The sequence below is a fragment of the Marinococcus sp. LNHM3E3-2.2 genome, assembly GCF_056034385.1.
Map to the genome: position 1 here is coordinate 254,657 of NZ_JBQLIC010000003.1, position 17,418 is coordinate 272,074.

General features: G+C 49.8%; 17 protein-coding genes and 1 riboswitch. Of the genes, 12 read left to right on the forward strand and 5 right to left on the reverse strand.

All coding sequences use genetic code 11. The features are described from left to right. The first annotated feature begins 186 nt into the window (after positions 1-186). Both ACTRXF_RS06220 and ACTRXF_RS06225 read left to right on the forward strand, forming a co-directional pair. Positions 187-702 (forward strand): DoxX family protein, encoded by a 516-nt coding sequence (locus ACTRXF_RS06220; RefSeq protein WP_474278288.1) that lies wholly within the window; start codon positions 187-189, stop codon positions 700-702. 183 nt (positions 703-885) lie between these two features. After that, complete coding sequence (locus ACTRXF_RS06225; protein WP_322526794.1) at positions 886-1,032, forward strand: hypothetical protein; 147 nt, start codon at positions 886-888, stop codon at positions 1,030-1,032. Positions 1,033-1,086: 54 nt separating this feature from the next. Here the strand turns inward: ACTRXF_RS06225 and ACTRXF_RS06230 are convergent, their stop codons facing one another. Beyond that, positions 1,087-1,416, reverse strand: a complete 330-nt coding sequence (locus tag ACTRXF_RS06230; protein ID WP_474261081.1) for a DUF3243 family protein — start codon at positions 1,414-1,416, stop codon at positions 1,087-1,089. A 228-nt stretch (positions 1,417-1,644) separates the two neighbouring features. After that, positions 1,645-1,752: riboswitch (guanidine-I (ykkC/yxkD leader) on the forward strand. 63 nt (positions 1,753-1,815) lie between these two features. Here ACTRXF_RS06230 and ACTRXF_RS06235 point away from each other — a divergent pair. The 5 genes from ACTRXF_RS06235 to ACTRXF_RS06255 are packed head-to-tail and all read left to right on the forward strand — an operon-like array spanning position 1,816 to position 10,085. After that, a complete protein-coding gene (locus ACTRXF_RS06235; RefSeq protein WP_474261082.1) occupies positions 1,816-2,520 on the forward strand; it encodes an urea amidolyase associated protein UAAP1 in 705 nt (234 codons plus the stop codon). Between the two features lie 19 nt (positions 2,521-2,539). After that, positions 2,540-3,184, forward strand: a complete 645-nt coding sequence (locus ACTRXF_RS06240; RefSeq protein WP_474261144.1) for an urea amidolyase associated protein UAAP2 — start codon at positions 2,540-2,542, stop codon at positions 3,182-3,184. 23 nt (positions 3,185-3,207) lie between these two features. Further along, positions 3,208-6,840, forward strand: a complete 3,633-nt coding sequence (gene uca, locus ACTRXF_RS06245) for an urea carboxylase (RefSeq protein WP_474261083.1) — start codon at positions 3,208-3,210, stop codon at positions 6,838-6,840. Continuing rightward, positions 6,837-8,576 carry an allophanate hydrolase gene (gene atzF, locus ACTRXF_RS06250; RefSeq protein ID WP_474261084.1) on the forward strand — a complete coding sequence of 580 codons (1,740 nt, stop codon included), beginning with the start codon at positions 6,837-6,839 and terminating at the stop codon, positions 8,574-8,576. The genes uca and atzF overlap by 4 nt, the downstream gene beginning before the upstream one ends. Before the next feature lie 42 nt (positions 8,577-8,618). Then, a complete protein-coding gene (locus ACTRXF_RS06255) occupies positions 8,619-10,085 on the forward strand; it encodes a YjiH family protein (RefSeq protein ID WP_474261085.1) in 1,467 nt (488 codons plus the stop codon). A gap of 45 nt (positions 10,086-10,130) precedes the next feature. On the opposite strand, the gene ACTRXF_RS06260 is transcribed toward ACTRXF_RS06255, so the two are convergent. Both ACTRXF_RS06260 and ACTRXF_RS06265 read right to left on the reverse strand, forming a co-directional pair. After that, entirely contained in the window at positions 10,131-10,880 is a 750-nt protein-coding gene (locus ACTRXF_RS06260; RefSeq protein ID WP_474261086.1) for a GNAT family N-acetyltransferase, read from the reverse strand. Positions 10,881-10,916: 36 nt separating this feature from the next. Further along, positions 10,917-11,627: a Na-translocating system protein MpsC family protein gene (locus tag ACTRXF_RS06265; protein WP_474261087.1), complete on the reverse strand. Its 711-nt coding sequence runs from the start codon at positions 11,625-11,627 to the stop codon at positions 10,917-10,919. 275 nt (positions 11,628-11,902) lie between these two features. Between ACTRXF_RS06265 and ACTRXF_RS06270 the strand changes: the two genes are divergently transcribed. Further along, positions 11,903-12,136 carry a hypothetical protein gene (locus ACTRXF_RS06270; RefSeq protein WP_474261088.1) on the forward strand — a complete coding sequence of 78 codons (234 nt, stop codon included), beginning with the start codon at positions 11,903-11,905 and terminating at the stop codon, positions 12,134-12,136. 71 nt (positions 12,137-12,207) lie between these two features. Here ACTRXF_RS06270 and ACTRXF_RS06275 read toward each other — a convergent pair whose 3' ends face one another. Further along, on the reverse strand, positions 12,208-12,834 hold the full coding sequence (locus tag ACTRXF_RS06275) for a uracil-DNA glycosylase (protein ID WP_474261089.1): 627 nt from the start codon (positions 12,832-12,834) through the stop codon (positions 12,208-12,210). A gap of 92 nt (positions 12,835-12,926) precedes the next feature. Here ACTRXF_RS06275 and ACTRXF_RS06280 point away from each other — a divergent pair, with 92 nt between their 5' ends. The 4 genes from ACTRXF_RS06280 to ACTRXF_RS06295 all read left to right on the forward strand — a co-directional run bounded on the left by ACTRXF_RS06280 (position 12,927) and on the right by ACTRXF_RS06295 (position 16,181). Continuing rightward, on the forward strand, positions 12,927-13,655 hold the full coding sequence (locus ACTRXF_RS06280; RefSeq protein WP_474261090.1) for a VC0807 family protein: 729 nt from the start codon (positions 12,927-12,929) through the stop codon (positions 13,653-13,655). Between the two features lie 138 nt (positions 13,656-13,793). After that, positions 13,794-14,558, forward strand: coding sequence for a TSUP family transporter (locus ACTRXF_RS06285; protein WP_474261091.1), 765 nt, complete (start codon positions 13,794-13,796; stop codon positions 14,556-14,558). A 132-nt stretch (positions 14,559-14,690) separates the two neighbouring features. Continuing rightward, a complete protein-coding gene (locus tag ACTRXF_RS06290) occupies positions 14,691-15,398 on the forward strand; it encodes a class F sortase (RefSeq protein ID WP_474261093.1) in 708 nt (235 codons plus the stop codon). A 147-nt stretch (positions 15,399-15,545) separates the two neighbouring features. Next, entirely contained in the window at positions 15,546-16,181 is a 636-nt protein-coding gene (locus ACTRXF_RS06295; protein WP_474261094.1) for an NAD(P)-dependent oxidoreductase, read from the forward strand. A 52-nt stretch (positions 16,182-16,233) separates the two neighbouring features. On the opposite strand, the gene ACTRXF_RS06300 is transcribed toward ACTRXF_RS06295, so the two are convergent. Further along, the gene (locus tag ACTRXF_RS06300) at positions 16,234-17,352 is read right to left on the reverse strand and encodes a 5-methyltetrahydropteroyltriglutamate--homocysteine S-methyltransferase (protein ID WP_474261095.1); all 1,119 of its coding nucleotides are present in this window, start codon (positions 17,350-17,352) and stop codon (positions 16,234-16,236) included. Positions 17,353-17,418: the final 66 nt, after the last annotated feature.

The following is a 17,418-nucleotide window of genomic DNA, read 5'->3' on the forward strand; positions in this document are numbered from 1 at the left end:
CCTCCTTCTGCCAAAATACTATAGCACGATCCAAAAGGAGTTCGCGAAAATGTTGCTTGTCATTTTCATCATCTTTCATATATGAACACTTTGTGACCATTCATGTGAAAGTATTCACAATAAAATAAAATATGGTATATTAAAAATAAGAAATATGTGAATATATTCACAAAAGGAGGATTCATAATGATTATTCGTTTTTTGAAGGAATCGACGATTGCGACGGTACTATTTTTGGTGGTACGCCTGTACTTAGGCTGGACGTGGCTCACTTCGGGGCTTGGTAAAATTGCAGAGGGCTTTAACCCTGGCGGATTCCTGCAGGGGGCGGTCGCTGAACCGGTCATGCAGGGCGGAGGCACGGCAGCTGCTTATCCATGGTATACAGCCTTCCTGGAAAATATCGCTATTCCGAATGCCGGACTGTTTGGTTTTCTCGTCATGTGGGGTGAAGTACTGGTAGGCGCCGGCTTAATTGTTGGCTTGTTTACAACCACTGCCGCCTTCTTCGGCGGTACGATGAACATGGCATTTCTGCTGGCGGGTACAGTGTCGACGAACCCGATCATGCTTATTCTCGCCATCCTTCTCCTGGTTGGAAAAGGTAATGCCGGTAAAATCGGTCTCGATCGCTTTGTTCCAGCTTTAAAAGGAAAAGTCGGACGGGGGCCTAAAGAACAACAAACACCAAAAGCCGCATAGCGGCAGCTGAGAAGCCCTTGTATGAGGGCTTTTTTGCATGAAGAAATGTGTAATAATAACGAAAGGCACTGAATAATGTTTATGAAAAGCCCACGGTGGAAAAATATATGTTAGCAGTATTAAAGTGAAAAATAGTTAATAATGTTTGATAGATAGCTTTGTTGCAGAAGGGAGGCCGTATCCGTGGAATTTATTATAGGTATTCTGCTGCTTATCGTATTTGTTTTTCTGGCTATTCGTATGGCTGGCTGTTTCTTTAAGTTTATCCTGCCGGTGGCCATTGTACTCGTGATCGCTTATTTCATCTACCGTTCTATACAGGGCGGCTGACAGTGAATAAATGAAAATCCCGCTTTTCAGTAAAAACTGAAAAGCGGGATTTTTTTATTCTTCGGCTTCGTCTTTATTCGTTTGGTCGACCATGCGGACAAGCGCTTTGGCAATAGCATCTTTTTCGTCTTTTTCAGCGTTCTGCCAGAGCTCGTTTAATACTTTCTCTTCCCGGTTGCGAGGCTCTTCGTGCTTGGCCAGATGATCGGCGACACGTTTAGTGGCTTTCGCCAGTCCTTTTTCTCCGAGACCAATGCTTTCGCCCTTTTTCACCTGGTCGCCCAGGTAGTTTTTGAACGTATTAAAGTTCTGCATAATCTGGTCTTTGTCTTCCTGATCCAGCTTATCGACGTACTGTTCTGCTTTTTTTGGATCTTCCGCCATTGCTATCTCTCCTTTAGTTGAGTACTAGTAAACGCTTTCCTCTTTCAGTAAAAAAATAAACAAAAAGAAGAAAAGATAGGCCATAATTCATAAAAAAAGCAGAATTAAAAAATAAATCTGGAAATTAATGTGTTAGATAAGCTTACATAATAGTTGTTTTCTGCAGTGATGTTGCTTAGACTACAAATCAACAGCAAAAACAGTATATAGGTTTCCGCAGATGGAAACGCCAATGCTTTCTAGGGTTCCGCTTCTTGAAAAAAGAAGGTCAGGTCCGAGAGAATGCGGTACGGGCAGTGATGCCTGTATACACGGAGGGACAAAAGCCCGGGAGAGTGAAAACTCTTCCGGGCTTTTTATTTATTTTCAGGTGCTTATATTACTAAGGGAGGCTCCATTATGGAAAAAATAATTGAAGCAGGAAGCAAATGGTCGAATGTGGTGGCGAAAGGAAAGGCCGTCCGGTTTACCGCGCTCGAAGACGGAGCCAACATTTCACTTCTGCTGTACAACGCTAAAAATATGACAGACCGTTACAATATGCCAGATTCGTTAAAGGCCCAGCACACATCGAAATTTACAAAAGGAAACATTCTGATGACCGATAATGGCCGGGCGATGGCAAGCATTATTGAAGACAGCTCAGGATGGCATGATCCTATCGGCGGCTATTCGACAAGAGCAGGGACCGACAGCAAGTACGGTGAAACCACGTTTCAAAAGCTGTTGAACGATTACTACCGGAGCGGCGAAGAAAATTTCGTCAAGGAACTGATGCGTCACGGCTTAACGAAAAGAGACCTGGTGCCGAACATCAATTTATTTTCAAAAATTTATGCCGATGAAGCCGGGAGCATGCATTTTGACCCGGAGCACGCCAAAGCGGGAGACACGGTGACGCTCCGTCTGGAGATGGACAGCTTAATGATTATCTCCAATACGCCGAATCCCCAGGATCCGGCAGCGGATTTTCCGTCAGTTCCGGTGAAAATGGAAGTATTTAATGTAAAGGAAGCAGACGAACAGGACTATTGCGTCAACTATCAGCCGGAAAACAGACGGGCGTTCGAAAATACATGGGAATATCATTCATTACTAGTGTGAAGGGGAGTTTAACATGAATATGCTCGCAAAGGTACAAAGTGAAAGAACCGCGGAAACGGCCGTATATGAACAGTTGATTCCGGCAGGCGAAGGGTGGATCAGAGAACTGCAGCCCGGCCAGGTGTTCCGGATTGAAGACGTGGAAGGAAATGAAGCGGCCGACACCCTCTTTTTTGATACGGAGCATCCGGAGGATCATTACAGTGCGATTAACACCATCAATGCGCAAAACAATATTTATTTAACGGCAGGTTCAGTACTGAAAGCCGAGTCCGGAAAGGATCTGCTTGAAATTACGGCAGACACAGTCGGCCGGCACGATACACTCGGCGGGGCCTGCTCGTCACAGAGCAACACAGTCCGTTACGCCCATGACCGGGAGCCGATGCACAACTGCCGCGATACGTTTATGTACCAGCTGGCCAAATACGGCCATGATTACAGCAAGCGTGATATTGCACCGAATATTAACTTTTTTATGAACGTGCCGGTTACGCCCGAAGGCGGTCTGGACTTTGATGACGGCATTTCAGGGCCCGGTTATTATGTGGAAATGACAGCCAAATGTGCAGTGACTGCGCTCATCAGCAACTGCCCGCAGCTGAATAACCCGTGCAGCGGTTTTAATCCAACACCGCTTCGTGTACTCATCTGGGATAAATAAATTATTAAAAGGAGAGAGACTGAATGTTTCAAAAGGTACTCATCGCAAACCGTGGAGCTATTGCTGTCAGAATTGAAAGAACATTAAAAAAATTAAACATTCCGTCTGTAGCTGTATACACGAAAGCGGATCGTGACAGTCTGCACGTGGCATACGCCGATGAAGCAGTAAATATCGGTGAAGGCCCCCCGCAGGAAAGCTACCTGAATGAAAAAAAGATTCTGGAAACGGCGCTTGAAACAGGAGCGGACGCAATTCATCCTGGGTACGGCTTTCTGAGTGAAAATGCTGATTTTGCGCGCGAATGTGCGAAGCAGAACATTACATTTATCGGACCGGAGCCGGAACAGATGGAGCTGTTTGGGCTGAAGCATACGGCCCGTGCTTCTGCTGAAGAAGCGGGCGTACCTCTGCTTCCTGGCACAAATCTTCTGTCGGGCCGGGAGGAAGCGGTGGCACAGGCAGCAGACATCGGTTATCCGGTCATTTTAAAAAGTACGGCCGGCGGTGGCGGAATAGGTATGCGTATCTGCGAAAATGAAGCGTCGCTTCACGAAGCATATGAAGGTGTTAAGCATCTGGCGGAAGCAAATTTTAATGACGGCGGCATGTTTTTGGAAAAATATATTCCAAGCGCCCGCCATATTGAAGTTCAGATCTTTGGCAATCAAAGCGGGGAGGTTGTCGCATTAGGCGAGCGGGACTGCTCGCTGCAGCGGAGAAACCAAAAAGTCGTGGAAGAAACGCCGGCGCCAAATATTACAGAAAAAACGAGACAGGAAATGTGGCAGGCTGCCGAACGTCTGGCGAAAACTTCAGGATACAGAAGTGCTGGTACAGTCGAATTCTTGTACGATCCGGACGAACGCGAGTTTTACTTTCTGGAAGTGAATACGCGTCTTCAGGTGGAGCACGGAGTAACAGAGGAAGTGCTCGGTATCGACCTCGTGGAATGGATGGTAAAAGAAGCAGCCGGCCGCTGGGAGAACCTTGCGGCGAAAGTGCCTGCCTTATCAGGGCACAGCATTCAGGCCCGGGTATACGCTGAAGACTGCGGCCGCGATTTCCGCCCGAGTGCAGGTCACATCGACCACGTCATGCTGTCGGAGAATGCGAGAAATGAGACCTGGATCCAAAACGGCGTGGAAACGACAACACTGTATGATCCAATGCTTGGCAAAATCATCGTACATGCCGACAGCCGGGAGGCTGCTCTCGATAAGCTGTACGACGCGCTTGGAGAAACCCGTTTTTACGGAGTCACCACAAACCGTCAGTACGTCCGCGGACTCCTGCAGGAGCCGCGTGTACGGGAAGGCCGAGTGTTTACCCGCCTATTGAATGATTTCGACCCGGCGGAAAAAGCACTGGAGGTGCTGGACGGAGGCGTTCAGACGACGGTCCAGGACGTGCCGGGAAGAACCGGCCACTGGGACGTCGGCGTTCCGCCATGCGGTCCTATGGACCCCTTCGCCTTCAGGCTTGGCAATGCCTTGCTGAATAATGCGGAAGATGCAAGCGGTCTGGAGCTGACACTGCAGGGAGGATCCTACGTTTTCCGGGACGATCTTACGTTCTGTGTTACCGGCGGTGACATGGGCGCTGCTCTTGAGGATGAACCCATCGCTTTATATGAAACGGTGCAGGCCAAAAAAGGCCAGACGCTGACATTTGGAAAAACGACCGAAGGCATGAGAACCTATCTGCTGATTGAAGGTGGGTTTGATAAACCGAAGGTGCTTGGAAGCTCCTCTACGTTCACTCTCGGAGAGTTTGGCGGACATGCCGGAAGAGCCCTGCGCCCGGGGGATGTTCTGGGTGTCCGGGGAAACACGGAGAGTCCAAAGCAGCAGTCGCTTGCTTTGGACGCACGTCCGGAATTAAAGAGGGAGTGGACGATCGGTATGATCCCCGGCCCGCACTGCACACAGGAGTTTCTGCAGCCTGAATATCTGCGTCAGCTCGCAGAAGCAGAATGGGAAGTGCACTTTAACAGCTCCCGGACCGGTGTGCGACTGATTGGACCTGCGCCGGCCTGGACCCGTGAGGACGGGGGAGAAGCCGGCCTGCACCCGTCCAATATTCATGATAATGCCTACGCGGTGGGCACGCTTGATTTAACAGGAGATATGCCGATCCTGCTCGGTCCGGATGGGCCAAGCCTGGGAGGCTTCGTCTGTCCGGTGACAACTGCTTCTGCGGAGTTTTGGAAAATCGGCCAGCTGCAGCCTGGGGACAAGGTGCATTTTCAGCTGCTGACTATTGAGGAAGCGAACAACCTCCGTCAGGCGCAGGAACGGTTGATCGAAGGTGTAAGAGCAGGACGGGCGGTCGAAGCAGCTGTGCTGCCAGATGAAAATGACGTGCTGGATCCGGAATATCCGCTGCTTATCGATGAACGCGAAGAGCGCCGGTTTCCTATTACGATCCGCATGAGCGGGGATGAGTATCTGCTGGTGGAATACGGCGAAATGGAACTGGATCTGAAGCTTCGTTTTCAGGTGCAGGTGCTCATGGAGGCAGTCGAAAAAGAGGGCGTGCTGCCAGTTATTGAAATGACTCCGGGAGTTCGCTCTTTGCAGATTCATATTGATCCGCTGGAGATGACGGTCCAGGAGGCTTCGCAGCACGTACTCCGGATTGACGAAGACCTTCCGCCGCTGGAGTCGATTCAGGTTCCTTCCCGGATCGTAAGGCTTCCGCTTTCATGGAACGACCCCTCTGTACAGCTTGCCACTGAGCGCTACCAGCAGAACGTACGGCCGGATGCTCCGTGGTGCCCGGACAATCTGGAATTTATCCGGCGTATTAACGGTCTCGAAAGCATTAATGACGTAAAGAAGATTGTGTTTGATGCAAATTATCTGGTGCTCGGACTTGGTGATGTGTATCTCGGGGCGCCGCTTGCTACGCCGACAGACCCGAGACACCGGCTCGTGACAACCAAATACAACCCCGCGCGGACGTGGACGCCGGAGAATGCGGTCGGTATCGGCGGGGCATATATGTGTGTGTACGGCATGGAAGGCCCGGGCGGCTATCAGTTTGTCGGCCGGACCATCCAGATGTGGAACCGGCTGCAGGCGACGGAAAGCTTTGAGCCCGGAAAACCGTGGCTTCTCCGCTTTTTCGACCAAATTCAGTATTATCCGGTGACACATGAAGAACTGACGGAACTGCGGGAGGATTTCCTGCGCGGCCGGTTTGAAGCAGATATTACAGAAACAACCTTCGATCTGGGTGAATACCTGGCATTCCAGGAGTCGATTCAGGAAAGTGCTGCAGCATTTAAAGAAAATCAGCAGGCAGCCTTTCAGGCAGAACGTGAACGCTGGAAAGAGCAGGGTATTGCAGAGCATATCGAGGATGACAGCGGAAATGCTGCGGTGCTTGAAGAAGAGCTGCCCGCAAACGAGACAGCTGTTCGCTGCTCGATGCCGGGAAGTGTATGGAAGGTCGAAGTAACGGAAGGGCAGTACGTAAATAAAGGCGACGTGCTGGTCATTGAGGAAAGCATGAAGATGGAATTTCCACAGCAGGCTCCCGAAGAAGGGTACGTAGCTTCCATCCATGTGGAGCCCGGAGACGAAGTGCAGGCAGGGCAGTTAATCGTCGGCCTGCGTGCAGAAAAAGAAAGCGGGGTGTCGGTTACATGACAGAACAATTAAACGTACAGCAGCTGTTAAAAGCTTATCGGAGCCAAAGTATAGAGCCCGGAGAAGTGGTAGCCGGCATTCTCGAAAGGGCCGGAGAATATCAGCACAAAAACATCTGGGTGCTACCTCCATCTAAAGAGCGGATTCAGCCTTATATTGACCGGCTGGCTGCGTTTTCGCCGGAGGAGCTTCCGCTGTGGGGCATACCGTTTGCTGTGAAGGATAATATCGACGTAGCGGGATGGCCGACAACAGCTGGCTGTGAAGCATACACCTACACTCCGGAAAAGCACGCCACCGTAGTGAAGTGGCTCGTGGACGCCGGCGCCATTCCGGTTGGGAAAACCAATCTGGACCAGTTTGCTACAGGGCTCGTCGGCACACGGAGTCCTTACGGAGAAACACACAACGGACAGAAGGATGAATTGATCAGCGGGGGGTCAAGTGCAGGCTCTGCCGTAGCGGTAGCGTGCGGTCTGGCTGCCTTTTCCCTCGGTACAGATACTGCAGGCTCCGGGCGGGTTCCGGCCGCGCTGCATGGGCTGATTGGTTGGAAATCGTCCCTCGGCGCCTGGCCGATCGCCGGCGTCGTACCGGCATGTGAAAGTCTGGATTGTGTGACGGTATTTGCCTGGGAGGTAAATGATATTCCCCTGGTGGATCAGGCAGCCCGGGGTGTCGATCTGAATGATCCCTGGTCGAAGCCTTTCGGTGATTTAAAGAAGCAAAAGCCGAAAAAATGGCTGCTGCCGGAGGAAGAACCGGAATTTTACGGACCATATGAGGAGCAGTACCGAAAAGCATGGAAAAAAACAGTCGAGTGGCTTGAAGAAGGACCAGAGGAAGTATCGTATGTGGATACGTCCATTCTAAGTGAAGCGGCATCGGTGCTGTACGACGGTCCCTGGATTGCCGAACGCTGGGCGGCGCTTGGATCATTTGTAGAAAAACATCGCGATGAGGTGTTTCCGGTAACCGAAAAAGTGCTTTCCAAAGGAGAGGGCAAGGCATACGGGGCCGCAGAGCTGTTCGAAGCGATGCACCGGCTGCAGGAAATCAAGCACCATACCGGGCAGTGGCTCGAAAATAATGTGCTCGTGCTTCCGACATGTGGAGGGACGTGGACAAGAGAACAGGTCCGAAAAGATCCGGTGCAGACAAACAGCGACATGGGGAAATATACGAATCACTGCAATCTGCTTGATATGAGTGCGGTAGCGCTGCCTGCCGGTGAAGCAGCGCCGGATGTGCCATTTGGCGTAACGCTGTTCAGCCGTGCAGACGCAGAAAGTCTGCTGATGGGTGCGGCGGAAAGCTGGCAGCGGACAGAACTTTCTTTGCCGGAGGAACCAGCCGAAAAGCTGATTGCTGTATGCGGACTTCATATGAAAGGTTTTCCACTTGAAAAACAGATGAAAGAGCACCGGGCTGAATTCGTGGAAGAAGCTTCGACAGCCCCGGAATATAAATTGATCCGTCTGAACAGCGAACCGGCCAAACCCGGCTTAATACGGGAGCTGACGGGAGAAGAAATTGAGGTTGAGCTGTGGCGGATGCCGATCGGGGAAATGGGGAAGTTTGCCGCAAAGATTCCTGCTCCGTTAGGTATCGGCACGGTCAAGCTGAACGATGGACGCAATGTGATGGGCTTTATTTGCGAAAGCAGTGCTGAAGGAGAAGATATCAGCTCCTTCAAGGGCTGGAAAAACGCAGAGGCGGCTAAATCATCGACGTAAAAAGCCAATTATGCAAAATGTTTCGCAGGGAGGAGCATGTAAATGAAGAACATAGCTGATGAGGATTTGGACCAGATGGAAAAGAATCCTGGAGACACAGCACCGCTCGAAGGGAAGGAACTGGATAAACAGAAAATCAGCCGGGGCCAGCTGAGAAATGGATTGATCAAATCATTCCTGCTAACCTCCATTGCTGTGATTGTTTTCTTTGTTCCGGTGGTAGTGGACGGGGAAACTGATGTCGTGTTCGGCTACTTGTACAACTTCCTTTTGAACCTTTCTGTGCCTTTTAGTTTGTGGCTGTTTACGGTCATGGTGCTTGCTAACGCCGTAACGAGCATTTACGTAAAGCTATTTCCGGAACGCAGCGGACGGCTGCTGGATTACTACGGGGGAGACACGGGGGTACACATTTTCTTCTACGTGCTGGGCGCGGTTTTTATGTCAGTATATGCTCTTCACGACAGCTTTGCCGGGTTCACTGGACCGGAATGGATGGTGGGGCCGGATACAGGCGGAACAATTATCCCATCGATTGTACTTACCGTTGGCTGGATCATTCCGCTGGCCGCTGTGTTTATGCCGCTGCTGTTAAATTACGGAGCGCTTGATTTTATCGGTTCGATCCTGGAGCCGGTCATGCGTCCACTGTTTAAGGTGCCTGGCAAAAGCACGATAGACGCTATTTCTTCTTTTGTCAGCTCATCTTCTGTTGCTATTTTAATTACAAGCAGCCTGTACCGGATGAATGTTTATACAAAGCGCGAAGCTATAGCAATTGCTACAAGCTTCAGCGCAGTCAGTGTCGGATTTGCAGTGCTTGTCATTAACACAGCAGAGTTAAGTCAGGATTTTCTGCAGGTATACTTTTCCGGTATGCTGATTGCGTTTATTATTTCTTTCTTTATGATCCGGATTCCGCCCCTGTCGAAGCAGCCCGACGTTTATTTTGACGGACGGGAGCAGACAGAAGAAGAAAGACAGGGAGAGGCGAAGTTTGAGTTTGGCATTATACCGCGCGGCTTTCAGCGTGCTGCGAAAAGAGCCGAAGCAGCCAGGCCGCTCGGCTCAGAAGTGAAGACGAGTGTGGCGGGAGCGCTTGGTGTGCTTCCCCGGGTGGTGGCAATGCTTGCTTCTATCGGCATTACCGGACTGATCGTCGCTGAGTATACGCCGTTATTTAACTGGCTCGGCATGCCGTTCATTCCGCTCTTAAATATTCTCGGTGTACCTAATGCGGCAATGATCGCGCCGTCGATCCCCGTAGGTATTGCTGAAATGTTTCTGCCGGTTCTTTTAATTGCAGGAGATCTGGCAGCACTTGAAGCAGGGGCGATTTATTTTGTAACGACGCTCTCGTTAGTACAGATTGTGTTCTTTTCTGAATCCATTGTTGTCATTAAAGCAACGAGAATGCCGGTAAAGCTCTGGGAACTCGTCGTCTGCTTTTTTGAACGCACGATTATTGCAATTCCTATTATTGCTTTGTTTATGCATATCATGTACTGATCAAAAAAGACGCCTGTCCCGGGCGTCTTTTTGCGTGCACTCATATTATTGAAAAATAGCGGTGTACTGAAAGCCGAGCCGTTTATAGTTCTGCTTTCGATACATGTCGCGCGGGGTATCCTCCTGGTCTGCGACGAGAAAGATTGCTTTATCCGGAAAAAGGTTCATGGCAAACTGCTGCAGGGCGTGGCCGATGCCTTTTTGCTGCAGCTCCTCGTGGACAAACAGATTATCCAGTTCTACAGAATGATCGCCGGCGATCAGTTCTACAAAGCCGGCCGGTCGTCCGTGGTGATAGGCGATCAGCTGAATAAACGAAGCATCATAAAACCGCTGTTCGAGCATGTGCTGTTTTTGAGCTGCGTACGCTTCGCCGAGAGGGAGATCCTGCTCAAGCTGCATCGCTAGAAAAGCGGGCAGGTTTTCAACATCGACGCGCTGGATATCGCATCCTTCAGGGGCGTTTTTTCGCGGAAAGTCATCCGGTCGGATAGCGTACAGCTCCATGACGGTCACATCATACAGGGTACTGTGCAGATACTGATTTAATGCCAGCGGAAGCTCTGTGTTCGGCGGAAAATGAAATTTCAAATGCTTTTGGCCCCGGGAATTGTGAAAATCGCGTAAGTAAGCTTCGATTTCCTGGAAGTAATCAGGGTCTGGCATCTGTTTAAATGAAATAAAATTGCTGTCGAAGTGATCCTTCCATTCTATGGAATGGTAGTGCCGGTAATCGCGGTGGTTTTCGATGAGCGACCCCGGAGTATGCACATGGTGAAACGTAATGGGAATCACGGATATCAGGCCTTTCAGTGGTGTAATAAAGAAATGTTATTTTACGGGAGCTGTTACGATAATAACTGTGCTTTTGTCTTTTTCAAAATTCCAGTCGATGAAGATGTCTTCCACTTTTGCTCCTAAAAGGCTGGTAAACAAATCCTCTTCCATGAATAGTTCCTTTTCGAGCTCGCGTTTGGCAATTTTTAAAACGTCCTCGTATCCAAGGGCAATCAGCCGCTTTTCGATAGGTACGAGAATACCGGTACGGACAATCAGCGTCGTCCGGTTGTTTACCTGCACGGAAGAGACGTCGTCAGGCACACGCTCTGCTTTGTTGCTCGTTTCCCCGATCACCTGCTCAAGCTTCTGCTTGTTTGGATACTCTTTTGCAATCGGCTCTGAAGTCTGGCCGGCATTGCTGTAAGACTCGGGTTTTAATCCGATAATGACGCCGGAACGATGGTCCATATTCCAGTCGTAAAACAGTTCGTTTAATTCAATGCCGGTCGTGCTTTCAATATAGCGTTTGACTTCGGGTATTATTGTCTTCATCATGCTTTCCCGGAGTTCATGTACGGCTTCGGCGCCTTTATCTTCAAGCAGATGCTCCTCGATGGAGGACATGAATTCGCGTAAGAAAATAATGGCGTGTGTCTCCCCAAGAGTCACATAGGCTGCCTGGGGCCCTTTTCCGAAAGAGTCCCGCAGCAGACGTCCTACGTAGCTTGCGATGTCCTTTTGCTTTGCTTGAATATCAATCACTGGAATTCTCCTTTATTGTTAATATTTTATAATATTTATCATAAAAAAGGTAGATATTTCATTATTTATATGATAATTTTAATATATTGATCATATGACTGGTGGAAATGAAGCCAACGGTCCGTGACGTTTATTTTAAGTAGAAGCAGGAATGCGAAAATATTTATACACCGGCCGGATAAGAAAAGACAGAGTGCTTTTTCTTCACAGCCAGTATCAAGAGCTTTCTTGGTGCTGGCTTTTTAGTCCACTAACCTCTGGAGGAGATGGGTAAGATGGAGCTTCGATACGCGTACTGGTGCGATAGAAAGCTAAGTGAAGTCATCGTCGGGCGGGAAACGGATTTGGATTATTTAAAGAAAAAGGGATACATGATTTATTTCTGTAGCAACAATGCTGAACTTTATAATGCCGTAAAAAGCTACCGGATGCGGGAGTGGATCATCACCATAGTATCTGAATTACCTGAATTTTCCGAACTTCTTAGCCGGGAATATGCGCGAAAATAATATGCATATGTAATGCTTTATTTTCGCTTCATCACTATAACATACAAGCAGAAAACAGAATATGATGGAGTCTATGTGAACCTGGCACAAAGGCGGGCAAGGTCATAGAAATGCTGTCGGATCAAAGGTTCAAGTGACCGGTTATACAGGCTCGCTGCCGGATGATACAGCGGGTAAATTATATAGTGCCCGCCGCTCCACATGTACTCCTCCGCTGTAGTATTCACCTGCAAGACAGGAGATGTAAATTGTATGCCGGCGGTATCCGGCATACGAGGTGAACGTCCGAACAGCCGCCAGTACGGGGTGCGTCCCATCGGACATAGAATCTTCGGCGAAGCCGAGCGGATCTCCCAATCGAGAAGCGGGGCATGGGCCATAATTTCCTTTTGGTTTGGTGTGCGGTTATATTTGCGCGGGAGGCCGGACGGCGTTTTACCCCAACGGTACGGACGGCTTTTGATCGTGCGGGTGACGTAAATGTCCTTCAGCGGAAATGGCAGAGCCTCCAAATAGGAGAGAAATTGTTTCCCGGCGCGTCCGTCGTAAGGGCCGCCGCCTGTAATTTCCGTTTCACCCGGCGCCTCGCCGATCATCATGACGACAGGATCGACCGGGTTTGGTCCGTTAAGAAAGCCTTCACACCGATGTCCCTCCATTCTTTTTTTCGCTTTTTCCACTTCGGCTTCTGGCAGCATCTGTATCCCCTCCTGCATACGTCCTGACTTTTCTATACCCGGGCGCGAAATATTCTATACTTGTGATAGGATATATAAAGGAGGTGGGGCGTGTGCAGCAGAAGCACATCATGTGGTTTGACATTATATTTTACGTCGTGTTTCCAATATTCATCTGGAACATGGCGCGGGATTATACAGGTGATTATATAGCGATGCTTATCTCCTCGGTACCGGGGATTATTTATACAGTATACCGCTTCGTACTGCTGAAAAAGGTGAATACGTTCGGTATCTATATGATCGCCACCCTGATTATCGGCACCGTCCTCGATCTTATTGCCGGCGGCGGATTGCAGCTTTTGTGGAATAATATTTACTATGATTTTGTGATGGGTGCGTTTTTTATTTTAACCGTCATTTTTATGCGGCCAATCTGGCTCTTTTTCACCGTTGATTTTATGGAGCTGCAGGGCGGGGACCGCCAGCAGCTGAAAAAACAGTTTTACGTGCGCAAATACTTATGGGTGTTTCAGGCGATCACGCTGTTTTTTGCCCTTCGGGAGTTTATTCTAGCGTTCGTTAAAATCTGGCTCGTGCAAAGCTATGGCGTGGAAGCCTTCGACGAAGGGATTATTCTGCGGCAGGTGCTATCGTGGACTATGAGCTTTATCGCGGTTGTCGGTTTTATCTTTATTGCCAAATGGCTGCATGAAGACGGTATCGACGCCGGAGAAATCACCAACAGCGGCCAAAATGCCGAAAACGAAGAGCAGGACGGAGAAAAAGAGGAGGAAACGCCGGAAAGCGAGCGGAAAAAAACATCTGAACAGCGAACGTAACAAAAAGCAGCCGGCGCCGGCTGCTTTTTTAGGTTGCTGGGCGTGGGCCGGCGGATGGAAACGGGTGGAAATGACTGCCGGAAATCGGTAAAATAGCAGGGACATCTTTGGTTTTTACAGAAAGCGGGCTGCATACATATGGATGAGTTCTCGGTATCGGTATTGTTATTTTTAGTTTTGATCGGTTTTCTCGCCGCATTTGTGGATGCGGTAGTTGGCGGAGGCGGGCTGATTGCCATGCCGGCGCTTCTTTTTACGGGTATGTCGCCGCAGACGGCACTAGGAACGAATAAGCTCGCAGGGACGATGGGCTCGGGGACGAGTATGATCTCGTTTCTCCGGCACGGCCAGATTAACAAGCGTCTCGTGTTTACGCTTTTCCCCCTGGCGTTTGCAGGATCGGTCCTCGGCGTAATCGTCGTGCAGCGGATTCCGCCGGATATTCTGGAGCCGATCATTTTAATTCTGCTTGTCGTGGTGACGATCTATACGCTTGTGAACAAAAATCTGGGCAGCCTGTCCACGTTTCAGAGCATCACCCGGAAGGTGTGGATCGTTGGTGCGCTTGTCGCTGTGGTCCTCGGATTTTATGATGGCTTTCTCGGCCCGGGGACGGGATCGTTTTTGCTGTTTGCCTTTATTTTTCTTGGCTTCAACTTTGTCGAAGCTGCTGGAAACGCCAAGGTGCTGAATTTTGCAAGCAACATTGGCGGGCTGCTCGCGTTTATCTGGTTTGATTCGATTCATTATGCGTACGGTCTGCCGATGGGGGCTGCGATGATTGCCGGCGCATACGTCGGTGCAAATGTCGCCATAAAAAAAGGCTCGGCCTACGTGAAGATGCTGTTTATCATCGTAACCATCGCTTTAATCGCTAAAAACGCCTGGGATTATTTAATGTAAAAAAGTCTTCAAAAGAAGGCTTTTTTATTTTTCTTAAATTTTTTTAAATAAAAGTGATCCAATCAAAAACTTCGTGCGTAAACTGAGTAGTTCTTGCAAAAAAGCATCATGCAGGTAAAGGGGGCGGGCGGTATGAAGCAATGGATAGTAACGGGGCTTACAGCTGCTGTGATTTCTATCGCAATTGGCTTCGGTGTCTACGCCCTCCTTCCTGTATTTTCCTCGCCGCCGGAAACGGAAGTGCTTTCGGGGGAACCGGCGGGGCAGGAAAAAGCTTCAGAAGCAGATACCAACGCTCCGGCAGAAAAAGAAAGCGTGAACGGGGTGGAGGACATGGCTGCTTCTGCAGAAAAAGAGGATATATCGCTCTCTGACCCTGAGGAGTTATCTGTGCCATCCATCGATGTCTCGGCTCCTTTAGAGCCGATAGGAGTTTTGGACAACGGGCAGATGGGCGTACCCTCGAGCGAAAACGGAGTAGCCTGGTTCGAGCCGGGTCCGGAGCCTGGAGAGAAAGGCAATGCCGTGATGGCAGGCCACGTAGATAGTATTGACGGACCCTCTGTATTTTACGAGCTCGAAAACGTACAGGCAGGGGAACAGATCCAGGTGACAACTGAAGACGGGGAGGAGCTTGTATTTGAAGTTCAGCAGGTAGTGAGCTATCCGCGGGAGGAAGCTCCGATTGAGGAAATTTTCGGAAGCAGTGACAGCCGGAATCTGAATCTGATCACCTGCGCCGGCACGTTCGAACAGGAGCACGGTACGCATGATGAACGGCTCGTCGTTTACACGGAGCTTACAGAAGAAAGCGAACAGATGCTTTTGGCAGCAGATTGACACATCGATGGATATAAAGGAGAGCGATTGAGCAACCGGGGCCTCAATCGCTCTCCTTTTATTTGTGTTTTTCCGACTGTGGTTGGGTTTGCCCTCCATCTCCGGTACAATGGAAGGAGCAGTGTGAACAAACAGGAGGGAACTGAAATGAAAATAGTTGTGTTTGGGGCGACCGGCAATACTGGAAAACGTTTTGTCCGTAAAGCATTAAAAGAAGGCAGTGAAGTAGTCGTATACGCCCGCGACCCGGAAAAATTATTGATTGATAATGAAAATTTGACTGTTCATGAAGGGAAAATTACGAATTATCAGAACGTCTATGACTCCCTGAAGGGCGCAGATGCGGTAGTCAGCCTCCTCGGCCGCAAGGAAGCGGCGAAGGGTACACCGCTCAGTACAGGCATGTCCCACATTGTAAACGCGATGCAGGAACGGGGCATCAGCCGTCTTGTGGCAGTCACGAGCTCGGATGTGAAAACCCCGCAGGACGGCACGTCCAAGCGGTTCAGTCTGCTCACCACCGGCTGGAAAGTGGCGAAGTTTAAAGGCTCCAATGAAAATGCGAACGCCGCTGATATTATCCGCCAGTCAAATCTGGACTGGACGCTCGTTCGGGTGCCGGTGCTTTCCGATAAGCCTTCCGGCGAAAATGCGCCGACCGCAGGCTATCCCGGCCGGCATGACCTGAAAAATACGCTCTACCGCCAGACGCTGGTGGATTTTCTGTACGAACAGCTTGAAACGAGTGACTTCTCCAGGGAAGCTCCTGTGTTAAGCAACTAAATACGATAAAAAGCAGGACCGAAAATTTTCGGTCCTGCTTTTTTATTCTGTATTAGCCCTGCCACACATCTTTTGCGATGGCTACAACGTGCTCGAGCTTTTTCCACTGTTCGTCCTCGGTCAGAACATTGCCTTCCTCAGTCGAAGCGAACCCGCACTGCGGACTCAGGCAGAGCTGCTCAAGCGGTACGTACTCGGATGCTTCCATGATTCTTGATTTTACATCCTCCGCATTTTCAAGCTCTCCGCTTTTAGAGGTGATTAGGCCGAGCACGACCTGCACATCCTCGCGGTTGATGAAGCGGAGCGGTTTGAAATCGCCGGCCCGGTCGCTGTCATACTCAAGGAAAAAGCCGTCTACATTGACACTGCCAAACAAAATATCAGCTACGGGCTCGTAGCCGCCAGAGGAGATCCATGTAGAGCGGAAGTTACCGCGGCAGATGTGCATCGTAATTGTCATATCCTCCGGCTTGTAGGCGACGGCTTCATTGACCGCCCGCGCATGGCGTTCCACCAGGGAACGATGATCGATGCCCTCCTGATTCATACGCTCGACCTGTTCCTCGGAGCACAGATACGCCCAGGATGTGTCGTCGAGCTGCAGGTAGCGGCACCCGGCGTCATAAAACGCCTGAATCGCTTTTTGATAAGCCTTCGCCAGGTCGTCGATCATGTCTCCGGGACCGCTGTAAAGGTCGGTCTCAATCTCGCTTCGAAGGTGCAGCATGTTCGGGCTTGGTATCGTAAACTTTGCCTCGGTGCTGCCGGTGATCTGATGAAGGTAGCGGAAATCCTCTAGCATTGGGTGCTTATCGCTAAAGTCAATTTTTCCGGTCACCTTGATGCCGCGGGCCTTTGTCTGTACACCTTCAAACTGGATGCCGGAGTCTTTATCGTAGGCCTCCACACCAATTAAATCCTCAAGAAAGTCAAAATGCCACCAGGCGCGGCGGAACTCTCCGTCTGTGACAGCCTGAAGCCCCGTTTCTTTTTGCTTCTGAACGATGCGTTCGATTTCCTTATCCTCTACACGCCGCAGTTCATCCGCAGAAATGGATTCATTCGCATAGCTTTCACGTGCTTCTTTAATCGCGGCAGTACGCAAAAGGCTTCCTACCTGGTCTGCCCGGTAGGGAGCTTTTGTCCGCCAGTGTGCTGATTGTGCCATACTCTCTCTCCTTTAAAAACCATTGGTAAATATCTTGAAGCTTATCAAAATTTTGAATAGAAGTAA

Excerpts from the sequence above, each read along its gene's own strand:
- ACTRXF_RS06240 (WP_474261144.1), top strand. The coding sequence starts at position 2,540 with ATGCTCGCAAAGGTACAAAGTGAAAGAACCGCGGAAACGGCCGTATAT.
- ACTRXF_RS06300 (WP_474261095.1), bottom strand. The coding sequence starts at position 17,352 with ATGGCACAATCAGCACACTGGCGGACAAAAGCTCCCTACCGGGCAGAC.
- ACTRXF_RS06295 (WP_474261094.1), top strand. The coding sequence starts at position 15,546 with ATGAAAATAGTTGTGTTTGGGGCGACCGGCAATACTGGAAAACGTTTT.
- uca (WP_474261083.1), top strand. The coding sequence starts at position 3,208 with ATGTTTCAAAAGGTACTCATCGCAAACCGTGGAGCTATTGCTGTCAGA.
- ACTRXF_RS06275 (WP_474261089.1), bottom strand. The coding sequence starts at position 12,834 with ATGCTGCCAGAAGCCGAAGTGGAAAAAGCGAAAAAAAGAATGGAGGGA.
- ACTRXF_RS06270 (WP_474261088.1), top strand. The coding sequence starts at position 11,903 with ATGGAGCTTCGATACGCGTACTGGTGCGATAGAAAGCTAAGTGAAGTC.
- ACTRXF_RS06255 (WP_474261085.1), top strand. The coding sequence starts at position 8,619 with ATGAAGAACATAGCTGATGAGGATTTGGACCAGATGGAAAAGAATCCT.
- ACTRXF_RS06290 (WP_474261093.1), top strand. The coding sequence starts at position 14,691 with ATGAAGCAATGGATAGTAACGGGGCTTACAGCTGCTGTGATTTCTATC.
- ACTRXF_RS06235 (WP_474261082.1), top strand. The coding sequence starts at position 1,816 with ATGGAAAAAATAATTGAAGCAGGAAGCAAATGGTCGAATGTGGTGGCG.
- ACTRXF_RS06220 (WP_474278288.1), top strand. The coding sequence starts at position 187 with ATGATTATTCGTTTTTTGAAGGAATCGACGATTGCGACGGTACTATTT.
- ACTRXF_RS06230 (WP_474261081.1), bottom strand. The coding sequence starts at position 1,416 with ATGGCGGAAGATCCAAAAAAAGCAGAACAGTACGTCGATAAGCTGGAT.
- ACTRXF_RS06285 (WP_474261091.1), top strand. The coding sequence starts at position 13,794 with ATGGATGAGTTCTCGGTATCGGTATTGTTATTTTTAGTTTTGATCGGT.
- atzF (WP_474261084.1), top strand. The coding sequence starts at position 6,837 with ATGACAGAACAATTAAACGTACAGCAGCTGTTAAAAGCTTATCGGAGC.